General features: G+C 58.6%; 17 protein-coding genes. 1 reads left to right on the top strand and 16 read right to left on the bottom strand.

The genetic code is table 11. The annotated features are described in order from the left end of the window. Window positions 1-114: 114 nt before the first annotated feature. From SJQ66_RS10715 to SJQ66_RS10695, 5 genes are all read right to left on the bottom strand, one after another. On the bottom strand, window positions 115-885 hold the full coding sequence (locus SJQ66_RS10715) for an SDR family NAD(P)-dependent oxidoreductase (RefSeq protein WP_024904321.1): 771 nt from the start codon (window positions 883-885) through the stop codon (window positions 115-117). A gap of 1 nt (window position 886) precedes the next feature. Next, window positions 887-2170, bottom strand: coding sequence for a histidinol dehydrogenase (hisD, locus tag SJQ66_RS10710; protein WP_046153853.1), 1284 nt, complete (start codon window positions 2168-2170; stop codon window positions 887-889). 42 nt (window positions 2171-2212) lie between these two features. Continuing rightward, the gene (locus SJQ66_RS10705; RefSeq protein ID WP_253464014.1) at window positions 2213-2371 is read right to left on the bottom strand and encodes a hypothetical protein; all 159 of its coding nucleotides are present in this window, start codon (window positions 2369-2371) and stop codon (window positions 2213-2215) included. 139 nt (window positions 2372-2510) lie between these two features. Next, entirely contained in the window at window positions 2511-3410 is a 900-nt protein-coding gene (locus SJQ66_RS10700; protein WP_024904323.1) for an SMP-30/gluconolactonase/LRE family protein, read from the bottom strand. A 120-nt stretch (window positions 3411-3530) separates the two neighbouring features. Beyond that, the gene (locus SJQ66_RS10695) at window positions 3531-4010 is read right to left on the bottom strand and encodes a VOC family protein (RefSeq protein WP_082103063.1); all 480 of its coding nucleotides are present in this window, start codon (window positions 4008-4010) and stop codon (window positions 3531-3533) included. A 314-nt stretch (window positions 4011-4324) separates the two neighbouring features. Here SJQ66_RS10695 and SJQ66_RS10690 point away from each other — a divergent pair, with 314 nt between their 5' ends. Continuing rightward, window positions 4325-4549, top strand: coding sequence for a hypothetical protein (locus tag SJQ66_RS10690; protein WP_157685880.1), 225 nt, complete (start codon window positions 4325-4327; stop codon window positions 4547-4549). A 189-nt stretch (window positions 4550-4738) separates the two neighbouring features. Here the strand turns inward: SJQ66_RS10690 and SJQ66_RS10685 are convergent, their stop codons facing one another. From SJQ66_RS10685 to SJQ66_RS10635, 11 genes are all read right to left on the bottom strand, one after another. Continuing rightward, on the bottom strand, window positions 4739-5752 hold the full coding sequence (locus SJQ66_RS10685; RefSeq protein WP_157685881.1) for a methyl-accepting chemotaxis protein: 1014 nt from the start codon (window positions 5750-5752) through the stop codon (window positions 4739-4741). 79 nt (window positions 5753-5831) lie between these two features. Next, the gene (locus tag SJQ66_RS10680) at window positions 5832-6290 is read right to left on the bottom strand and encodes a Tar ligand binding domain-containing protein (RefSeq protein WP_157685882.1); all 459 of its coding nucleotides are present in this window, start codon (window positions 6288-6290) and stop codon (window positions 5832-5834) included. Window positions 6291-6374: 84 nt separating this feature from the next. Next, on the bottom strand, window positions 6375-7511 hold the full coding sequence (locus tag SJQ66_RS10675; protein WP_046153854.1) for an FAD-dependent oxidoreductase: 1137 nt from the start codon (window positions 7509-7511) through the stop codon (window positions 6375-6377). Window positions 7512-7546: 35 nt separating this feature from the next. Further along, window positions 7547-8710: an alpha/beta hydrolase family protein gene (locus SJQ66_RS10670; RefSeq protein ID WP_046153855.1), complete on the bottom strand. Its 1164-nt coding sequence runs from the start codon at window positions 8708-8710 to the stop codon at window positions 7547-7549. 31 nt (window positions 8711-8741) lie between these two features. After that, a complete protein-coding gene (locus tag SJQ66_RS10665) occupies window positions 8742-9095 on the bottom strand; it encodes a Rieske (2Fe-2S) protein (protein WP_046153856.1) in 354 nt (117 codons plus the stop codon). Between the two features lie 12 nt (window positions 9096-9107). Beyond that, window positions 9108-10040, bottom strand: coding sequence for a VOC family protein (locus SJQ66_RS10660; protein ID WP_046153857.1), 933 nt, complete (start codon window positions 10038-10040; stop codon window positions 9108-9110). 39 nt (window positions 10041-10079) lie between these two features. Next, window positions 10080-11024, bottom strand: coding sequence for an NAD-dependent epimerase/dehydratase family protein (locus tag SJQ66_RS10655; protein ID WP_046153858.1), 945 nt, complete (start codon window positions 11022-11024; stop codon window positions 10080-10082). After that, window positions 11021-12880 (bottom strand): phytoene desaturase family protein, encoded by a 1860-nt coding sequence (locus tag SJQ66_RS10650; protein WP_320534037.1) that lies wholly within the window; start codon window positions 12878-12880, stop codon window positions 11021-11023. Before SJQ66_RS10650 ends, SJQ66_RS10655 begins: the two co-directional genes overlap by 4 nt. Continuing rightward, window positions 12877-13866: a fumarylacetoacetate hydrolase family protein gene (locus tag SJQ66_RS10645; RefSeq protein WP_320534036.1), complete on the bottom strand. Its 990-nt coding sequence runs from the start codon at window positions 13864-13866 to the stop codon at window positions 12877-12879. The genes SJQ66_RS10650 and SJQ66_RS10645 overlap by 4 nt, the downstream gene beginning before the upstream one ends. A gap of 58 nt (window positions 13867-13924) precedes the next feature. Beyond that, window positions 13925-14248, bottom strand: a complete 324-nt coding sequence (locus SJQ66_RS10640; protein ID WP_320534035.1) for an antibiotic biosynthesis monooxygenase family protein — start codon at window positions 14246-14248, stop codon at window positions 13925-13927. Further along, window positions 14233-15261 (bottom strand): SMP-30/gluconolactonase/LRE family protein, encoded by a 1029-nt coding sequence (locus SJQ66_RS10635; protein WP_046153861.1) that lies wholly within the window; start codon window positions 15259-15261, stop codon window positions 14233-14235. The genes SJQ66_RS10640 and SJQ66_RS10635 overlap by 16 nt, the downstream gene beginning before the upstream one ends. Window positions 15262-15276: the final 15 nt, after the last annotated feature.

The raw sequence follows: 15276 nt of genomic DNA, 5'->3' as shown, positions 1-15276 counted from the left end.
TAGCCTTTCAGAATAACAGACCGCCTTATTGCGACAGAACCCGATAAGTGTCCCATCGGAACTGCTGCTTTTGAGCGACGCGAGCTTCATGGTGCCTGTCTCCTTCGTTGTGTATTATCCGAGCGGACGGCCGCCGTCGACGGGCAGCACGCATCCGGTAGTGAAATGCAGATGGCGCACGGCGGCCAGCACCGCGCCCGCAATTTCCTCGGGCTGCGCGAGGCGGCCGAGCGGCGTGCGGCCCGCCTGTGCATCGCGCCACGCGCTATCCATCGACTTGACGAACTCCGTGTCGACGAGTCCCGGCGATACCGACACCACGCGGATCGACGGCGCGAGTGCACGGGCCAGCGATTTCGTGAGATTGTCGAGCGCGGCTTTCGACGCGCAATAGATCACGTTGCTGCCCATCGCCGTCTGCGCGGCGATCGACGAAATATTGACCACTACGCCGCCGCCTTCGAGCTCGCTTCGAGCGAGCAGCGGACGCAGCGCGCGCACCATTGCGAACGGGCCGCGCACATTGGTCGCGAGCACGTCGTCGATCAGCGCGTCGTCCACGCCGTCAAGATCTTCATGTGCGACGAAACGGGTGGTGCCCGCACAGTTGACGAGCACATCGCAACGGCCGTAGCGGGTCGCGACCGAATCGGCGAGACGCATGAGCGCCGCGCTGTCGGTGACGGGCGCGGCGCGCGCGCAGTGTCCGACGCCCGGCAACTGTTCGACGAGCGTCTGCGCCCCGGCAGCCGAATTGCGATAGCCGGCGACGATGGAGAAACCCGCCTGCGCGAGCGTGCGGCAAATCTGCGCGCCGAGTCCGCCTGTCGCGCCGGTGACAACGGCGACAGGATGTGAGCCATGCGCTGGGATGGGTGTCGTCATGTCAGTCCCGCTTGCCGAGACGGCGCACGCGGATGTCGGCCTGTTCCTTGTGGCCCGAGAAGTGCTCCAACGCGCACAGGCGCGAACAGACTTCGCCGATGTGCACCGACGCCTCGTCGGTCAGAATGCGCTGGTAGCTATGCGTCTTGATGAACTTGCCGACCCACAGGCCGCCCGTGTAGCGGCCCGCGCCCATCGTCGGCAGCGTGTGGTTGGTGCCGATCACCTTGTCGCCGTACGAGACGTTCGTGCGATGGCCGAGGAACAGCGCGCCGTAGTTGGTCATACGTTGCAGGAACCAATCAGGGTCGCGAGTCATCACCTGCACGTGTTCGGAGCACAGACGTTCTGCTTCCTGCAGCATTTCTTCGTCGGTATCGCACAGGATGATCTCGCCATAGTCGCGCCACGCAACGCTCGCGACGGGCGCCGTGTCAAGGCGCGCGAGCACTGTTTCGATCGCGGCGGGCAGCTCTGCGGCGATCTTCTTGCTGGTCGTGATGCAGTAAGCGGGTGACGTCGGACCATGCTCGGCCTGACCAAGCAGATCGACAGCGACGAGTTCGGCGTCGACGGTGTCGTCGCAGATCACGAGCGTTTCCGTCGGACCGGCGAACAGGTCGATCCCGACGCGGCCGTACAGTTGCCGCTTGGCCTCGGCGACAAACGCGTTGCCGGGGCCGACGATCATGTCGACGGGCGCGATGTGTTCGGTACCGAGCGCCATCGCCGCGACGGCTTGTACACCGCCCATCACGTAGATTTCATCGGCGCCCGCGAGCGCCATCGCAGCGATGATCTCCGGCGACGGCTTGCCGTCGAACGGCGGCGCGCACGCGATCACGCGTTTCACGCCCGCGACCTTCGCGGTCAGCACGCTCATGTGCGCCGACGCGAGCAGCGGATATTTGCCGCCCGGAATGTAGCAGCCGACCGAATTCACCGGGATGTTCTTATGTCCGAGCACGACACCGGGCAGCGTCTCCACTTCGACATCTCGCAGCGACATCAACTGAATTTGCGCGAAGCGGCGGATCTGCGCCTGCGCGAACTTGATATCTTGGATGGCCTGCAGGCTGAGCGAATCGATGCACTCCTGGATCTCCTCAGCGGACAGATGGAAATTGGCCGGATTCCAATTGTCAAAACGCTCCGAATAGCCGCGCACGGCCACTTCGCCACGCGCCTCGATATCAGCGATGATTTTCTCCACTGTCGCGCGAACCTGCGCGTTATTGTCCGCTTTCACTTGGGCGCTCTGGCCCGTTTTGATGTGTTCGATCATCTCGGTTGTCCAATGGATCAGAAAAAGAAAGGGGGCCTGCGGCTAGTTCTCCGTCGGGTTCTCGACCACGTGCCCGAAAAGCAGCACGTTCGCAAAGAACGGCTGAAGCAGCGCACGCCACTGCGAGATGGGCGTGGATCCGCGAATGCGCTGCATATGGTCGTCGACCTTGATCCAACGCACGAGCCAGTCGGTATCCACTGGTAGTCCTCGATACAGCGCTGAAGCTCGTGATCGCTATAGCCCGGCATTGCAGCGAGGAATGCTTGCGCCGTGGCAAATGCTACTCCGAAGCCCGAGTTGCTACCGGGCGCGATGCGACAGTCTGCGATTTCGAGCATCATCGCGGGCTCCAGTCAGGCAGCGCGAGACCGGGGGCGGGCGAGTGGAAGCTCGCAAGCGTCGTACCGTAGAGACCGCCGATATATACGGCACGCAGATCGGGGTCACCGAATGTGATGCTGGCCATCATCAGCGCGACCGTGCCGCGGCACGCGTCCATCAGTTCGGGCGTGGGCGTGCCTTGCTGGCAATGCTCTTCGTAGCGCGCGAGCGCTTCGGGATTGCCGTCGTCTAGCAGTGTCCACACTTCGCCTTCCAACGTGAGCGTGATCAGCTTATTGGTGAGGATCAGCGTGATCCACAGATTGCCGTGCGCATCGAACGCGACGCCGTCCAGGAAGCCGCCTAGATCGTGCGGGCCATAAATTTCGTGGGCACTGAGCGCGCCGTCGCCAGCTACGCTCAGACGCGAAATGCCGTGTTCGTCGACCAGGCCGACGTAACGGTCCACCGTCTTCTCGCTGATCGAGCGCGTCCACGGCACCTGGCGCATCATGACCGTGAGCCAGATGCGGCCTTTCGAATCTGTCAGCACGAAATTGGTCTTGCCGAGCGGCGCGCCATCGCGCGTCATGAGTTCGATCCCGTCGGTGCCGAAGTTTGCGATCACGATGTTGCCTTCGCGATCGAACGCGAGGCGATTCGGCAGTGTGCCGCCTAGCACGAGTTGCTGCTCGTCGCGGGAAGCGGGCGTGTGAGCATGATCGGGCTGCTGCGCGATCAGCGCTTGCGTACCGTCAGGTGCGATGCGCATCCCGCCGCCGCGCGCATCAGCTGTCCATAAAGTGGCGTCGGTCTCGGCGAGGATGCATTCGGGGCGCAGCAGGTCTCGGCCGGCCATCTGAATGTGGTCGCAGCTCACGTGCCATCCGCTCAAGGGATTGAACGATGTCGTCATCGGAAAATGCATTGTGGGTGGAAGAGGGGAGCGTCGTCGAAGGCTTGTTGCGCGTCACGCCGCCGGTCTGTCGATGGCGAACGGCTGGAGCAGTTCGATCAGGTTCCCGCATACATCGCGCTAGAATGCCGTTGGATTGCCGTCGACGACCAGTTCGAACGCGATGTCGGCACCCCGTGAGCGCAGTGCGGCGACGGCGCCGCGTAGGTCGGGTAATTCGAAGCACATGTGCTTGTTGCCGTGCGTGCGCAGATCCAGGTTCGGCATGCGCCGCTCGTCGGGCAGCGGCGCCGCGCCGGGCACTTCGAAGAGTTCGATGCGAAAGCCGTCGCGGCCCAGGAAAGCGATGCGCGCGGAAATCTTGTCGATCGTCATCTGCGATTCAAGCGCGAAGCCGATCATGCGCCCGTACCAGTCGATTGCGGCATCGAGATCGCGCACGCCAACGCCAAAGTGATGTGGGCGCAGCACGGAAAGAAGCGGCGGGTTCGGATGGTTCGAGGTCGAGGTCGAGGTCGAGGTCGAGGACCGAGGGGCTGCTGCGCGGTCATCGTCGAGATGCGGCACGTCCTCGGACAGCGTCAGAAGCGCAGTCGTCATGGCGGGTGTCTCCTGCTTGTCTGGCGCGCTACGAGGCGCGTCATGTCGTTTGCTTGCTAGTACTGTAGAGGCTTTCACCTGTCGAGACTATCAATTCCTAGTGGAAACACGCATTGATGTGATCGAATGATTGCCGGATAGTGCGGCCCCATGAGACTGCGTCATTTCGATATGAATTTGCTCGACGCGCTGCTTGACATGCGCAGCGTAACACGAGCGAACGCCTGCATATCGGCGCATAGGCGACGAGCAGCGCACTGGGGCGGCTGCTCGCGTATTCCGGCGATCCGTTGCTGATGCAGGTGGGCCGGCGCATGGAGCTGACGCCACTCGGCAGGAGCCTTGCACAGCCGGTGCGCGAGATACTGCTGAATGTGCAGTCGACGGTCGTCGCGAGTCTCGAGTTCGATCCCGCGCTGGCGCGCCGCAACTTCGTGATCCGGGCGTCGGACTATCTGACCACGGTGCTCGTGACGATTCTGGTGCAAATAGGTAAGATCGTTGAGAACATGTTTATATGTAGGATGACATATCAATAGGAGATGGCGGGTTCCATACATCGTTCGTGAAAGCATCCTTGGTACCGAACTTAGTCAGGTCGAACTACTCCTTGCGAATACGACGCATCAATTCGATTCCTGCAACTGCGGTTGCAGCATTGCTGAAACACTTGAAACCGAGCATCTAGCATTTCTCGATATTGCAAACGTCAATAGCCTCATCGCGATTCATCGGGTCAATTCCAGTGTCTTTAAAACAGATACGGAATTTCGCAAATGTGCTGCCTGTTCGCGCAACGCTTCAGCCGCTGCCGCTCCTTCCTCGACAAGCGCAGCGTTCTGTTGGGTGACGATATCCATCTGGGTGACGGCGTCTTTGATCTGATCAATGTCCCTGCCTTGTTCATCGCAAGCCTCGGAAATCTCGTTCATGATCCCCGTGACACGTTGTATCGCTTCACGCGCCTTGATCATGCTCGCGACTGTATCGTTGACCATTCGCGCCCCTTCATCAACACGGTCGGCGGAGTTGGTGATGAGGGCCTTGATTTCCTTCGCAGACGCAGCCGACCGCTGGGCAAGCGTGCGTACTTCGCCCGCTACCACGGCAAACCCACGGCCGCCCTCTCCCGCCCGCGCCGCTTCGACGGCAGCATTGAGCGCAAAGACATTAGTTTGAAACGCGATACCCTCGATGATCCCAATGATTTCGACCATTTGCCGAGAGCTCGCCTCAATGCCCGCCATCGTACTAACGACGCCGGTCACCAACGTCTCGCTAATCGTGGCGACTTCTGACGCACCCTGCGCGAGCTGCCTTGCCTGCGTCGCATTATCTGCATTATGTTTCACGGTGACACTCAACTGCGCCATGCTCGCCAACGTCTGCTGAAGGGATGCCGCCTGCTCTTCGGTGCGAGCAGCCAGATCATTGTTACCCGATGCGATCTCATTGGTTGCGGTGAAGATCGAATCGCTGCCGGTACGCATGACCGTAACCGTAAGGCTCAAGCGGTGTTGCATGGATTCGATGTCGCTCAATAGACGCCCCATTTCATCACTTGTACGGCTGCGCACTTTACCCATGAGGTCACCGTCCGCGATTCGGGAGAAATGGCCAAGCGCCTCGTTCAGCGGCGTCATAATCGCTCGGCGCAGCAACAGCCAACTCAGCGAAGCGGCCGTCAATCCGAAGACGACCAAGCCGATCGTCAAGGCGTGAATAGCGCGCGCCATTGCCATGGCCCGGTCGGCGCGCGATGTCGCCTGTATTTTGATAAATTGCTTTAATTTTCTGATCGCGCCGTCGACTTGGACAAAATTAGACGGTAGCACCTCGCTGGAAACTCGATAGATCCCGGCAGTGTCTCGCTGATCGATCGTAGAGCGCAATTGGTCGATGGCTTCGTGTCATCGCGATACGCTTCACATCGGCGTCGGCCGCTAGCTCTTGCTCTTCTGGCAACTTCGGCGCACTCATATAAAGCTTGAACGCATTATTCGCCTTATTCTGCACATCAACCGAAATGTCCCGGAGTCGCGAAAAATTGGGCGCATCCAGATTCAGCGCCATCTGGTTTAGCACCAGCGTAGTGATCGCCAGATACGCGTGCGTGTCCCCCAGATCAGCCATCGCTGGTAAAAAATTTTGTGACATCCGTTCAGCGGCGGCGGCACTTCGACCCTGCCCCCAAAGGCTCAAACCGCCCACCACGCTCAGTAACAGTCCAAGGAGCCCCGTGGTTGCTGCAAGCCTTGCTTGTATCGATAACGTCTTCAAGAGCGCCGGCCACGACAGCCACCCGGTTGTGCGAGTCGATGAATGTCTTCATGAATAGGCCTCTTATAGTAGCGTGAAAGCCTGTCACCGGAGGGGCTGGCGTAGCGCTTCCTGCGCCTCGACCATCACGCTGGTGTGTTCTTCGCGCGATCCACCTTGTTGTTCGAGTACCCCCATACGGTTGGAAGCACGGACGACCAGTCGCGCACGTTCATAATGCCTTTCGGCATAATTGATCAACGCGTCCTCAATGGCGTCATGTCGTTCGAGTTCCTGCGCGAGTACAATAGCGCCCTCGACCGCTATCCCCGCGCCCGACGCAAGGTGTGGGGTTGTTGCGTGGATCGCATCGCCGAGCAATACGATGCGTCCTTTATACCAAGGCGCCTCGATCAAGTGACCCGCAAGTGGTCGGTACAGCACGCGAGGATTATTGAGCGAACCATCGAGCAAACCCGCGCGAAACGTCCCAATGGCACCGCCAAATTGCTCGAGTAAGTCGGCAAGCATGCGTGGCCATTCCTCCGGAGCGACGAACTCCGATCCCGGGCGTTTGTCGAGAACGAACAAATAGCATTCCGTCGCACTAATGGGGTTCATTCCCGCTTTTGTGGTTTCGCCCATGTAGATAGTGGAATTCTGATGAAGGCGCGGCACGACGGCCCGCCAGGAGCCTTGACCCGTGAATGACGGTCCCGCAAAATCAGGCATGACGATTTTCCGAACCGCGGAATGTAGGCCATCCGCGCCAATCACGAGATCGTAAGTCCGATGGCTACCGTCAGTGAACCGGACCTCGACGCCGCTGCTATCCTGTTCTATCCGGTCGAAGCTTAGTCCGAGCCTTACGTTTGCGCCGGCATTCTGTGTGGCAGTGCCCAAAATATCTGCGAGAACCGTGCGCATGATGCCCGCGCCTCCGGGAAGGTCCTCCGCGCCGATCGCCGAAGCAACGGGAACGGTGGCATTAACTTTTCCGTTTGCATCGCAGATGTCGACGGTCCGCCACGAGCCTCCGCGCCTCAACACCTCGTCGACCACGCCTATCTCGCGCAAGCTACGCAATGATGGGCCGCTAATCGTGATGCCGGCGCCGTCAGCTGCCCATCGCGGGTTGATCTCAATGAGATCGACTTGTATACCCTGTTTGCGCAGCATGATGGCAACGCACATTCCGCCAATGCCGCCCCCGATGACCAAGACCTTGTTGATAGGTGTCATAGTGAATATCTCTGTCCGATGTTGAACCGCAATGCTCAGACCACCGTTCCGCCGAGCTGTCCAGCAAGCCAGTCGGCAATGCGATTACCCGCGTTCAATGGATTGTCGAGCGAGCTGTGTTCGACCCCGCCTTCACGTGCGGTGAATACAAACAATGCTTTATCCGGGCTGTTAATCAACTGCTCGAAGCTTTGATAGGCGTATTTCAAAGGGATCTGACGATCGCTTTCCCCGTGCGTGATGAGGAAAGGCACACGAATTCGATCGAGCACGCCATTCAGGTGCATGTGTTCGGCTTTCGCCAGAAAGTCATCCATGTCCTTTGCGCCAAAGACCCATTGCACGTGTTTCCAATAGTGCGGCACTGGATTCTCACCCTCGCGTTTCAGCCTGGTCTGTTGCACCTCGCGCCAATCATGATTCGCGCCCCAGACCGCCCCGCACGCGAACCGCGGTTCGAACGCCACGGCACGCGGACAGTAATACCCGCCCAATGACACACCGAGCGCACCAATTCGGTCAGCCGCCGTGTCGACGTGTTGCTCTAGCCAATCCACGATCGGTGTCGCCCAGGCCTCCGAATCGTGTACGGCGTGCAGTCCCTGCAGACGTAGTGCCTCGCCGGTACCCGGCTGGTCGACAAAAAGCGCGGACAGGCCACGGCGGGCGAACATCGTGCCCATCACACTTTTTTGCAACATTTCCTTGGTCGAATCGAGACCATTCATGACAACGACGATCGGCGCGCGCGTACCTGGCGCCAGACCTTCGGCTCGTACGTAGAGCCCGGTGAGGTACGTGTCTCGATAAGGAATCTCGACACGGACACAGTTCTCCCGTGCGAGCTTGCGTCCTTGCTCAAACAGCTCGAGCGACTTTCTATAGATGGCTAGCCGCGCCGCGAAGCCGTGGGCCTGCATCCGTTCGGCAATGCCATAGTAGAGGCCGGCACGACTCAACTTCTCGCCCGCGGACAGTGCATGGCCTTGTGCAAGATCTTCTTCGGCTAGCGCGATCAGCGCGTCCGCCCCGCGTTTCCATGCTTCATAGAACGCTTGTGTACCTGGATCATCACCGGCGCGAGCGGCTTCGAGAAGCGGCGCACACATGGCATCCACCTCTCCGATATTGCCGCCATGCGTCAGCGCAATCATCGTGGAAAGGCTCCATACGTAGTTTGTTTGAAAGTACTGAAACATGATGTGGTCGCCTTGGTTCAGATAGGTTAAATCAGTCGAAGATCGAGGGGATTTGGACGGGAATCCATACCATTCCGTCTTCGACGTGCACGGGCACCGGGTTCAGGCGTTTGCCTTTACAGGGTCCGGCAAAACATTCACCGGTTCGGATATCGAAGTGCGCGGAGTGCGCATAGCAGACGATATGGCTTCCGTCGGCGGAAAGAAAACGGTCTTGGCGGTATTCCATCGGCCGATGTTCATGCGGGCAGTCGTTGCGCCAGATGAATACGTCTTCGCCTTGCCGCACGACGCATAATTGATCGTCAAGGCCTTCGCGCAAAAAGCCTCGCGAGCCGCCGTCTGGCAGCTCATGAAGATGGCAGAGCACGCGTAATGCAGTCATGGCGCTCCCCTTTCATTCACCGGGCGCCCATTTGTCGCGCGCATCGAAGAGAAATATCTGTGAATTGTCCGATCCTGGATCGCACGCGCGGGGCGTCCAGCTTTCGTCGTGCAAGTCCATATCGGCATCGAATTCGATCGTGGCACCGAACGGACTATTGAAATACCAAAAATAGTTACTCCCGAGGATATGGCGCCCGGGCCCCCAAAAACTCTTGTACCCACGCTTAACGAAATTCCAGCCGTGCTGCAGCACCTCGTTTGCCGATCCCAGATGAAATGTAAAGTGATTGCAGCCGATCATGTGTTCATTCTGGCTTTCGATCATGAAAAGCGTGTGGTGATCGTTGGTGCCGGCCGGGCGCATGAACGGACCGAGATTGTTGAACCGATCGGTGACAACGAAACCAAGCCGCCGATAAAATATCTCGGCCTTTAGGGCGTCTTCCACGAAATACACGACATGCGACAGCGTGCGTGGCTTGATGATTTCTTCCGGATTCGCCGCGCAATCGTTCAATGCACGACCCGGGGGCTGACCCGGGACATTGAAACCCAGATGACGTGCTTCATATGTGTGCCGCTTTGTCACCATGAAGCCGATACCGAATCCTGCATCGTCAATACTGTGGACCGTTCCGCACTCGTCGATCGTTACGTCACGGTCGACTGCCAAATTCTCATGAATGGCTGCTAGCGTTTGCCTGTCCTTTACCCCATATACCGTCTCGCGCAAGCTGGGCGTTGCCGCTTTGGGGGGTAAGGGTGGGAGCGCGGGATCGTCGGCCGGGCGCAGGATAAGTCCGGTGCCATCCAACGCGGTAAAAATACCGCCCCGCTCTGAATCGTAATGCCTCTCTTCAAGGCCGTAATCTAGTAGATATTGTCGGCTACCGGCCAGATCGTCGACGCCGAAGACGAGGAATTCAAGTCCGATGATATTCATGGATGTAGTTCCGATAATGCGCGGATGACACACCGCGTTTCAGGCGGAGGTTGCCCGGGTGATGAGTTGTTCGACACTGCCGTCATGCCGCAATCCGAGTCGCTCCGCTTGCGGTGCCAGCATCGGTGGATAGGATGCGAAAAGGCGTTCGATAAACGGATCGGGGGCATACGTGACAAGTGTCTTCCGATCCACGCCAAAGCGCTCGGCAAGCCCATCGACGACGTCACCGACACTCAAACGGAGGACGGGCATTTGATACGTGCGGCGGGCGTTGAAGCGATGCGGATCGACGGTCGCGGCATGCAGCAGATTGTCCACGCACCGAGCGACCGAAATCCACCATGCCGTGCCTTCACGCGAAACCGGGACGGTAATCGGCTGCCCCGCTGCCAGCTTCCAGAACAATAGACTCATGAAAGCGGACATCATGCCTGCGCCATCGCCGGGTCGTGCGACAACACCCGGCAAGCGCAGCGAGCATCCGTGCACCCAACCGCGGCGAGAGGCATCGGCAACGGCAAACTCTCCCATCAATTTTTGCGCGCCGTAGCTCAGTGCGGGCGCTGGCAGGGTATCTTCGTCAACGGTATCGGGTAACTGCTCCCCGTACACTGCAATCGTGCTCGCAAACACGAAACGCGGCGTGTCGACTTGACTTGCAAGGTCTTCGAGCATCCCGAGCGTTGCGTCGAGATTAATCGAGCGCCCGAGTGCATAGTCCTTTTCCGCCGCGCCGCCAGGGATACTGGCGAGATGGAATACCGCATCCACCGGGTTGCTGAACGCCTGCGCTCGAACCGCCGCATCCGCGATACTGCCTGACACTTGCACAACGCGCCGATCTGGATGCGGCTCGTCGAAGTGAATGTCCATCAGCGTCAGCCTGGATAATTTGCGTGCGCCCAGGCCTTCCGACAACAAACGCCCGACGAGCGCGCGTCCGACAAACCCCTCCGCACCTGTCACCACGACATGCGTCATCTCTGCCCCCCTCTACGGAAAGGCAGCGTTGCCAGAAACGCGAGACGCGAAGCGCCGAGCATTTTTAGGCCCGCGCGAGCCGACGCGGCATGGAGTCGAGCCTCCATCGGCATCGTACCAAAGCTTTTGCCTTTAATGACCAGTTCGTTGCCGACACGCTCGAGAGACTCGACATGTATCAATTCTTCGTCGGCGGCCCCGCGCAGTACCATGCCCTCCTTATTTACGTTGGCGACCGGTGATGGCACGCCTGTGTCTTGTCGAACGCTTGCCGCGACGCTACCGAAATCCATGCCAAGCTGTTCGAACATTCTGATTGCCGTCGCGCGTCCGGCACCATAGACGCCCCCTCCGGGATGCTGGAAAGGTCCGGCAAGATAGAGCCGCTCGACGCCTGGCACCGTGTATTGCCCGAGGTCTGGGGTCGGCCGATGACCGGCGCTTTGGTAAAAGTACGGCGCCACGCCGTGCAGGTCACCGCGCATCATGCTGTTCGGGCTCGATCGTTCCAGATCCACCGGGCTAACTATGCTGCGGGCGACGATGTTGTCGGCGGTCAGGTTCGATACGAACTTGCGGTAATGTGCAAGGGACAGGTCACCAATTTCTTCCTTGAATTCGTCCCATTGCCGGCCAGCCCATCGTTTGTCGCTTAAGTGATACGGCGCGAAAGTAATGCCATGGAACATACCCGCACCGGTCGGCACACGCGTCTTGTCACCTATGCTTTCATCGCCACCGGCGCACAGGCGACGCTCGGTGATCACACCGCGTTTGAGGTCGTCAAAGTCAGCTAGCATTTCGTCGAGTCTATCCGTTGCCATGAATTCGAGCATCTTCGCGTAGCCAACCTCGTCACCGGCATGAAAGCGTGCATTCTCCTTCAGGTCGTAGTGGCTAACCATGATCGAGAATGATGCAAGCGTCGCACGTTCTGCCCGTTGCGTGACGGGTTCCGGTACACCATCGACGAACTTCCGGATCACGTGCGGGTGAATGGCGCCGATTACGCCGTCTTTCGCGAAGATCTGTTCTCCCTCCACGAGCTGGACCCCGGTGGCGCGTCCCGCGCTGGTAAGTATTTTCGAGACTTCCGCATTGCACCGGACTTCTCCGCCATATGATTCGATGCAGCGTACTAGTGCCTCTGTCAGCTTTGCGCTTCCGCCTACGGGCTGTGATACGCCATAAGTGTGAATGATGCCCAGCATCAGCAAGACGCCCATGCTTTTGCCCAGTTCATTCGGTGCTTGCAGGTTTTCGCTCACAAGCCGCAGTAGATGGATCTTGATCTTATCGCTCTCATAGAGCTGATTGACGAGGTCAAGACAATCCCGATTCATGTAATCAAGCATCAGCCGACCTTCCTCGCTGCGGTCCAGCATAGCGACAAGCTCGCCAAGCGGCGGTGGTGCCCCATACAATCCCGGCATGAATACCTGCAGGATTTTCTGACTTATCTTGACGAAATCGCGATACGTTTCAGCATCTCTAGCCGAAACGGTGGCAAACGACTCGCAGGTCTTGTCGATGTCCTTATAAGTAAACAGCACGGACTGATCAGGGATGATCGTGGCGTGGGGCACGGATGAATAGTGATATTTGAGGCCATGTTTCGACAGCAACCCGAGCTCATCCTGCCTTAGCATCGGATTACCTTGAATCATGATGTGAACGCTGGAATGCTCGTCGTGCCAGTACCCCGGGGTGTTCAACTGCCGCGTGCTAACACCCCCACCGGGCCAAGCCTTGCGTTCGAGCACGAGCACTTTCTTGCCCGCCTTTGCCAAGTACGCTGCGGCCACAAGGCCATTGTGACCGGCCCCCATCGCGACGATGTCGTAGGTTTGAGTCATGCGCGCGCTCCTACCTGAACGAAGCGATGATCGATCGCACCGAATATCGACTGACTTTCCAGGTCGAACATCTCAAAGCGCAATCGCTCGCCGAACGATAGCCAGGGAGTGGACGATGCGCCGGTTTCGATCGTCTCTATCGCGCGCTGTTCTGCCAAGCAAGCAGCGCCGGTGCGGTGATAGTCTGCATTGGAAAAAGTGCCAGATCCAAGGATCGTTCCCGCGCGCAAGTTCCGGTTGTACGTGATGTATTCGATCAGTTCGTGAAAACCGAAGCTCATTTCCCGGCCGTTTGGATGCCCGAACGTCACACCATTTCGTGTGACGTGGAGGTCCAGATGCACGCGTCCGTCGCGCCACGCCTCGCCCAGCTCGTCTGGCGTCACTGCGACCGGTGCGAACGCCGTTGCTGGCTTGGCCAGAATAAAACCAAAGCCCATGCCGAGTTCGCGAAACAGATGCTTGCGCATGCTTACGTCATTGAAGAGGGTCAAAAGCCGTACGTGCGAAAGCGCGTTGTCCGCATGGGTGCGCATCGGCGTGTCGGCGAGTATCACCCCCACTTCGCCTTCGAAATCGCAGTTGTCCGCTTCGTCGGGAAACGGATAGTCGTCGTGCGGGCCGACGAAATCGTCGCCCTGGCGTTGAATCAAAATCGGAACAGACGGATCAGATTTCTTCTCTGGATGGTAAGCCTGCGTCATTATTCGGCCATGGTTAAGAAATGCGGAAGCGTCAACAAACTGATGCGTACGCGGCAGGGGTGCCGTACACGCATGTGGATCGAAGGCGAACGCCTCGGCCGCTTCGTTGTGGTTCAATGCCTGGTAGCGCGCCAGCAAATCGGGGAATACGTGATCCCAGTTGTCGAGCGCGGCGCGCATGCTGGGTACCGCTGCGCTTACGTCGAGCGCGTTGCGCAAATCCCGGAACACGACGATCAACCTACCATCTGGATAAGTACTTTTAAGTGATGCCAGCTTCATGATGACTGTCTCCTTCGTTTTCCGGAACTGGCGAACGTGCGCCTCACTCCGCTTGATGCTAGCAAGACGGATGACTCGTGAATCGCGCTTCATAATGCGCTGCCGAGGGCGGCGCAGCGAAGAATGGCTGCAGCAGAGCACGCCATTCGGCGAAGCGCGCCGATTCGCGAAATCCTTTTATATGATCTTGCACCGTGTTCCAATGAACCAGCAGGCGATATTCGCAAGGATCTTCTATACAGCGGTGCAATTCGTGACCAAGATAACCCGGCATGCTCGCCAGGATAATTTGGGCGATAGCGAAAGCAGCTTCAAAACCAGGATTGTCCGCGCTTGACTGAATGCGAAAATGCGCAATCTCTAAAATCATGTATTTCTCCAATGGGCAAGCGGTAACCCGGCAATCGGTGACCGAAAGCTTGCAAGCGCGCTGCCGGCAAGGCTGCCGAGATAGACTGTGCGCAGGTCTGGGCCACCGAAAGTGATGCTTGCCATCATCGGTGCAATCGTGCCTCGGCAGGCACCCATTAACTCGGGTGTCGTCGTACCATTTGCATAGTGCGATTCGTAACGCGCGAAAGCGGCGGCGTTGCCATCATCCAGGAGCGTCAATACTTCACCGTCAGGCGTAAGTGCGACGAGTTTCTCGTTGAGGATCAATGTGATCCAGAGATTGCCAAACCCGTCGAAAGCACAACCATCGGGGAAACCACCGAGGTCGGGAGGACCATAGACTTCGCGATGGCTTAACGACCCATCTTCCGCAACGCGCAACCGCGAAATACGGCGTGCATTTGTTTCCACGACGTACAGCCACTCTTCGTTGGCGTCCAGACGGATTTCGTTCGTGCCAACAAAATGATCTGCGACGATTCGGATCCCATTTTCATCGATAAGTCCGACATAACCATCGGCGGTCTTTCCATTAATGGCGCGGGTCCAGGGCACCTGCCGTGTGGTGACCGTGAACCAGATGCGTCCCCGGGAGTCGCTAAGCACGAAGTTGGTTTTACCCAGCGGCGCTCCATCGATCCTGTCATACAACGTTCGCGACGTGCCATTACGCGACATCAGTTCGATCGCATCGGTGCCAAAATTGGCGATTAGAATATTGCCGTCGCGATCGAAAGCAAGCCCGTTCGGCAAGGTCTTGCCGAGCAGGAGTTGCTCGGTACTTGAATCGATCACTGAACTGATCTTTTCGTCTTGCTGCGTAATCAGCGTTTGCATGCCGCTGGCGTCGATGCGAACGACACCGCCACGCGCATCCGCCGTCCACAAGGTGCCATCTGGTTCGGCGAGGATACATTCAGGTCGCCGCAGGTCGTGGCCAACCATTCGGATGGCGTCTCGATCGACGTGCCATCCACGTAAGGGATTGAAAGATGACGTCATGACTGTATTGATCCC

The sequence above is a fragment of the Robbsia andropogonis genome, from assembly GCF_034047095.1.
Classification (GTDB): Bacteria; Pseudomonadota; Gammaproteobacteria; order Burkholderiales; family Burkholderiaceae; genus Robbsia; species Robbsia andropogonis.
Note: the sequence above shows the minus strand (reverse complement) of the source record. Positions and strands in the feature narration are given on the sequence as shown.

Excerpts from the sequence above, each read along its gene's own strand:
- SJQ66_RS10645 (WP_320534036.1), bottom strand. The coding sequence starts at position 13,866 with ATGAAGCTGGCATCACTTAAAAGTACTTATCCAGATGGTAGGTTGATC.
- SJQ66_RS10695 (WP_082103063.1), bottom strand. The coding sequence starts at position 4,010 with ATGACGACTGCGCTTCTGACGCTGTCCGAGGACGTGCCGCATCTCGAC.
- SJQ66_RS10655 (WP_046153858.1), bottom strand. The coding sequence starts at position 11,024 with ATGACGCATGTCGTGGTGACAGGTGCGGAGGGGTTTGTCGGACGCGCG.
- SJQ66_RS10670 (WP_046153855.1), bottom strand. The coding sequence starts at position 8,710 with ATGTTTCAGTACTTTCAAACAAACTACGTATGGAGCCTTTCCACGATG.
- SJQ66_RS10700 (WP_024904323.1), bottom strand. The coding sequence starts at position 3,410 with ATGACGACATCGTTCAATCCCTTGAGCGGATGGCACGTGAGCTGCGAC.
- SJQ66_RS10635 (WP_046153861.1), bottom strand. The coding sequence starts at position 15,261 with ATGACGTCATCTTTCAATCCCTTACGTGGATGGCACGTCGATCGAGAC.
- SJQ66_RS10675 (WP_046153854.1), bottom strand. The coding sequence starts at position 7,511 with ATGACACCTATCAACAAGGTCTTGGTCATCGGGGGCGGCATTGGCGGA.
- hisD (WP_046153853.1), bottom strand. The coding sequence starts at position 2,170 with ATGATCGAACACATCAAAACGGGCCAGAGCGCCCAAGTGAAAGCGGAC.
- SJQ66_RS10665 (WP_046153856.1), bottom strand. The coding sequence starts at position 9,095 with ATGACTGCATTACGCGTGCTCTGCCATCTTCATGAGCTGCCAGACGGC.
- SJQ66_RS10690 (WP_157685880.1), top strand. The coding sequence starts at position 4,325 with ATGGAGCTGACGCCACTCGGCAGGAGCCTTGCACAGCCGGTGCGCGAG.
- SJQ66_RS10660 (WP_046153857.1), bottom strand. The coding sequence starts at position 10,040 with ATGAATATCATCGGACTTGAATTCCTCGTCTTCGGCGTCGACGATCTG.
- SJQ66_RS10685 (WP_157685881.1), bottom strand. The coding sequence starts at position 5,752 with ATGGCAATGGCGCGCGCTATTCACGCCTTGACGATCGGCTTGGTCGTC.
- SJQ66_RS10650 (WP_320534037.1), bottom strand. The coding sequence starts at position 12,880 with ATGACTCAAACCTACGACATCGTCGCGATGGGGGCCGGTCACAATGGC.
- SJQ66_RS10715 (WP_024904321.1), bottom strand. The coding sequence starts at position 885 with ATGACGACACCCATCCCAGCGCATGGCTCACATCCTGTCGCCGTTGTC.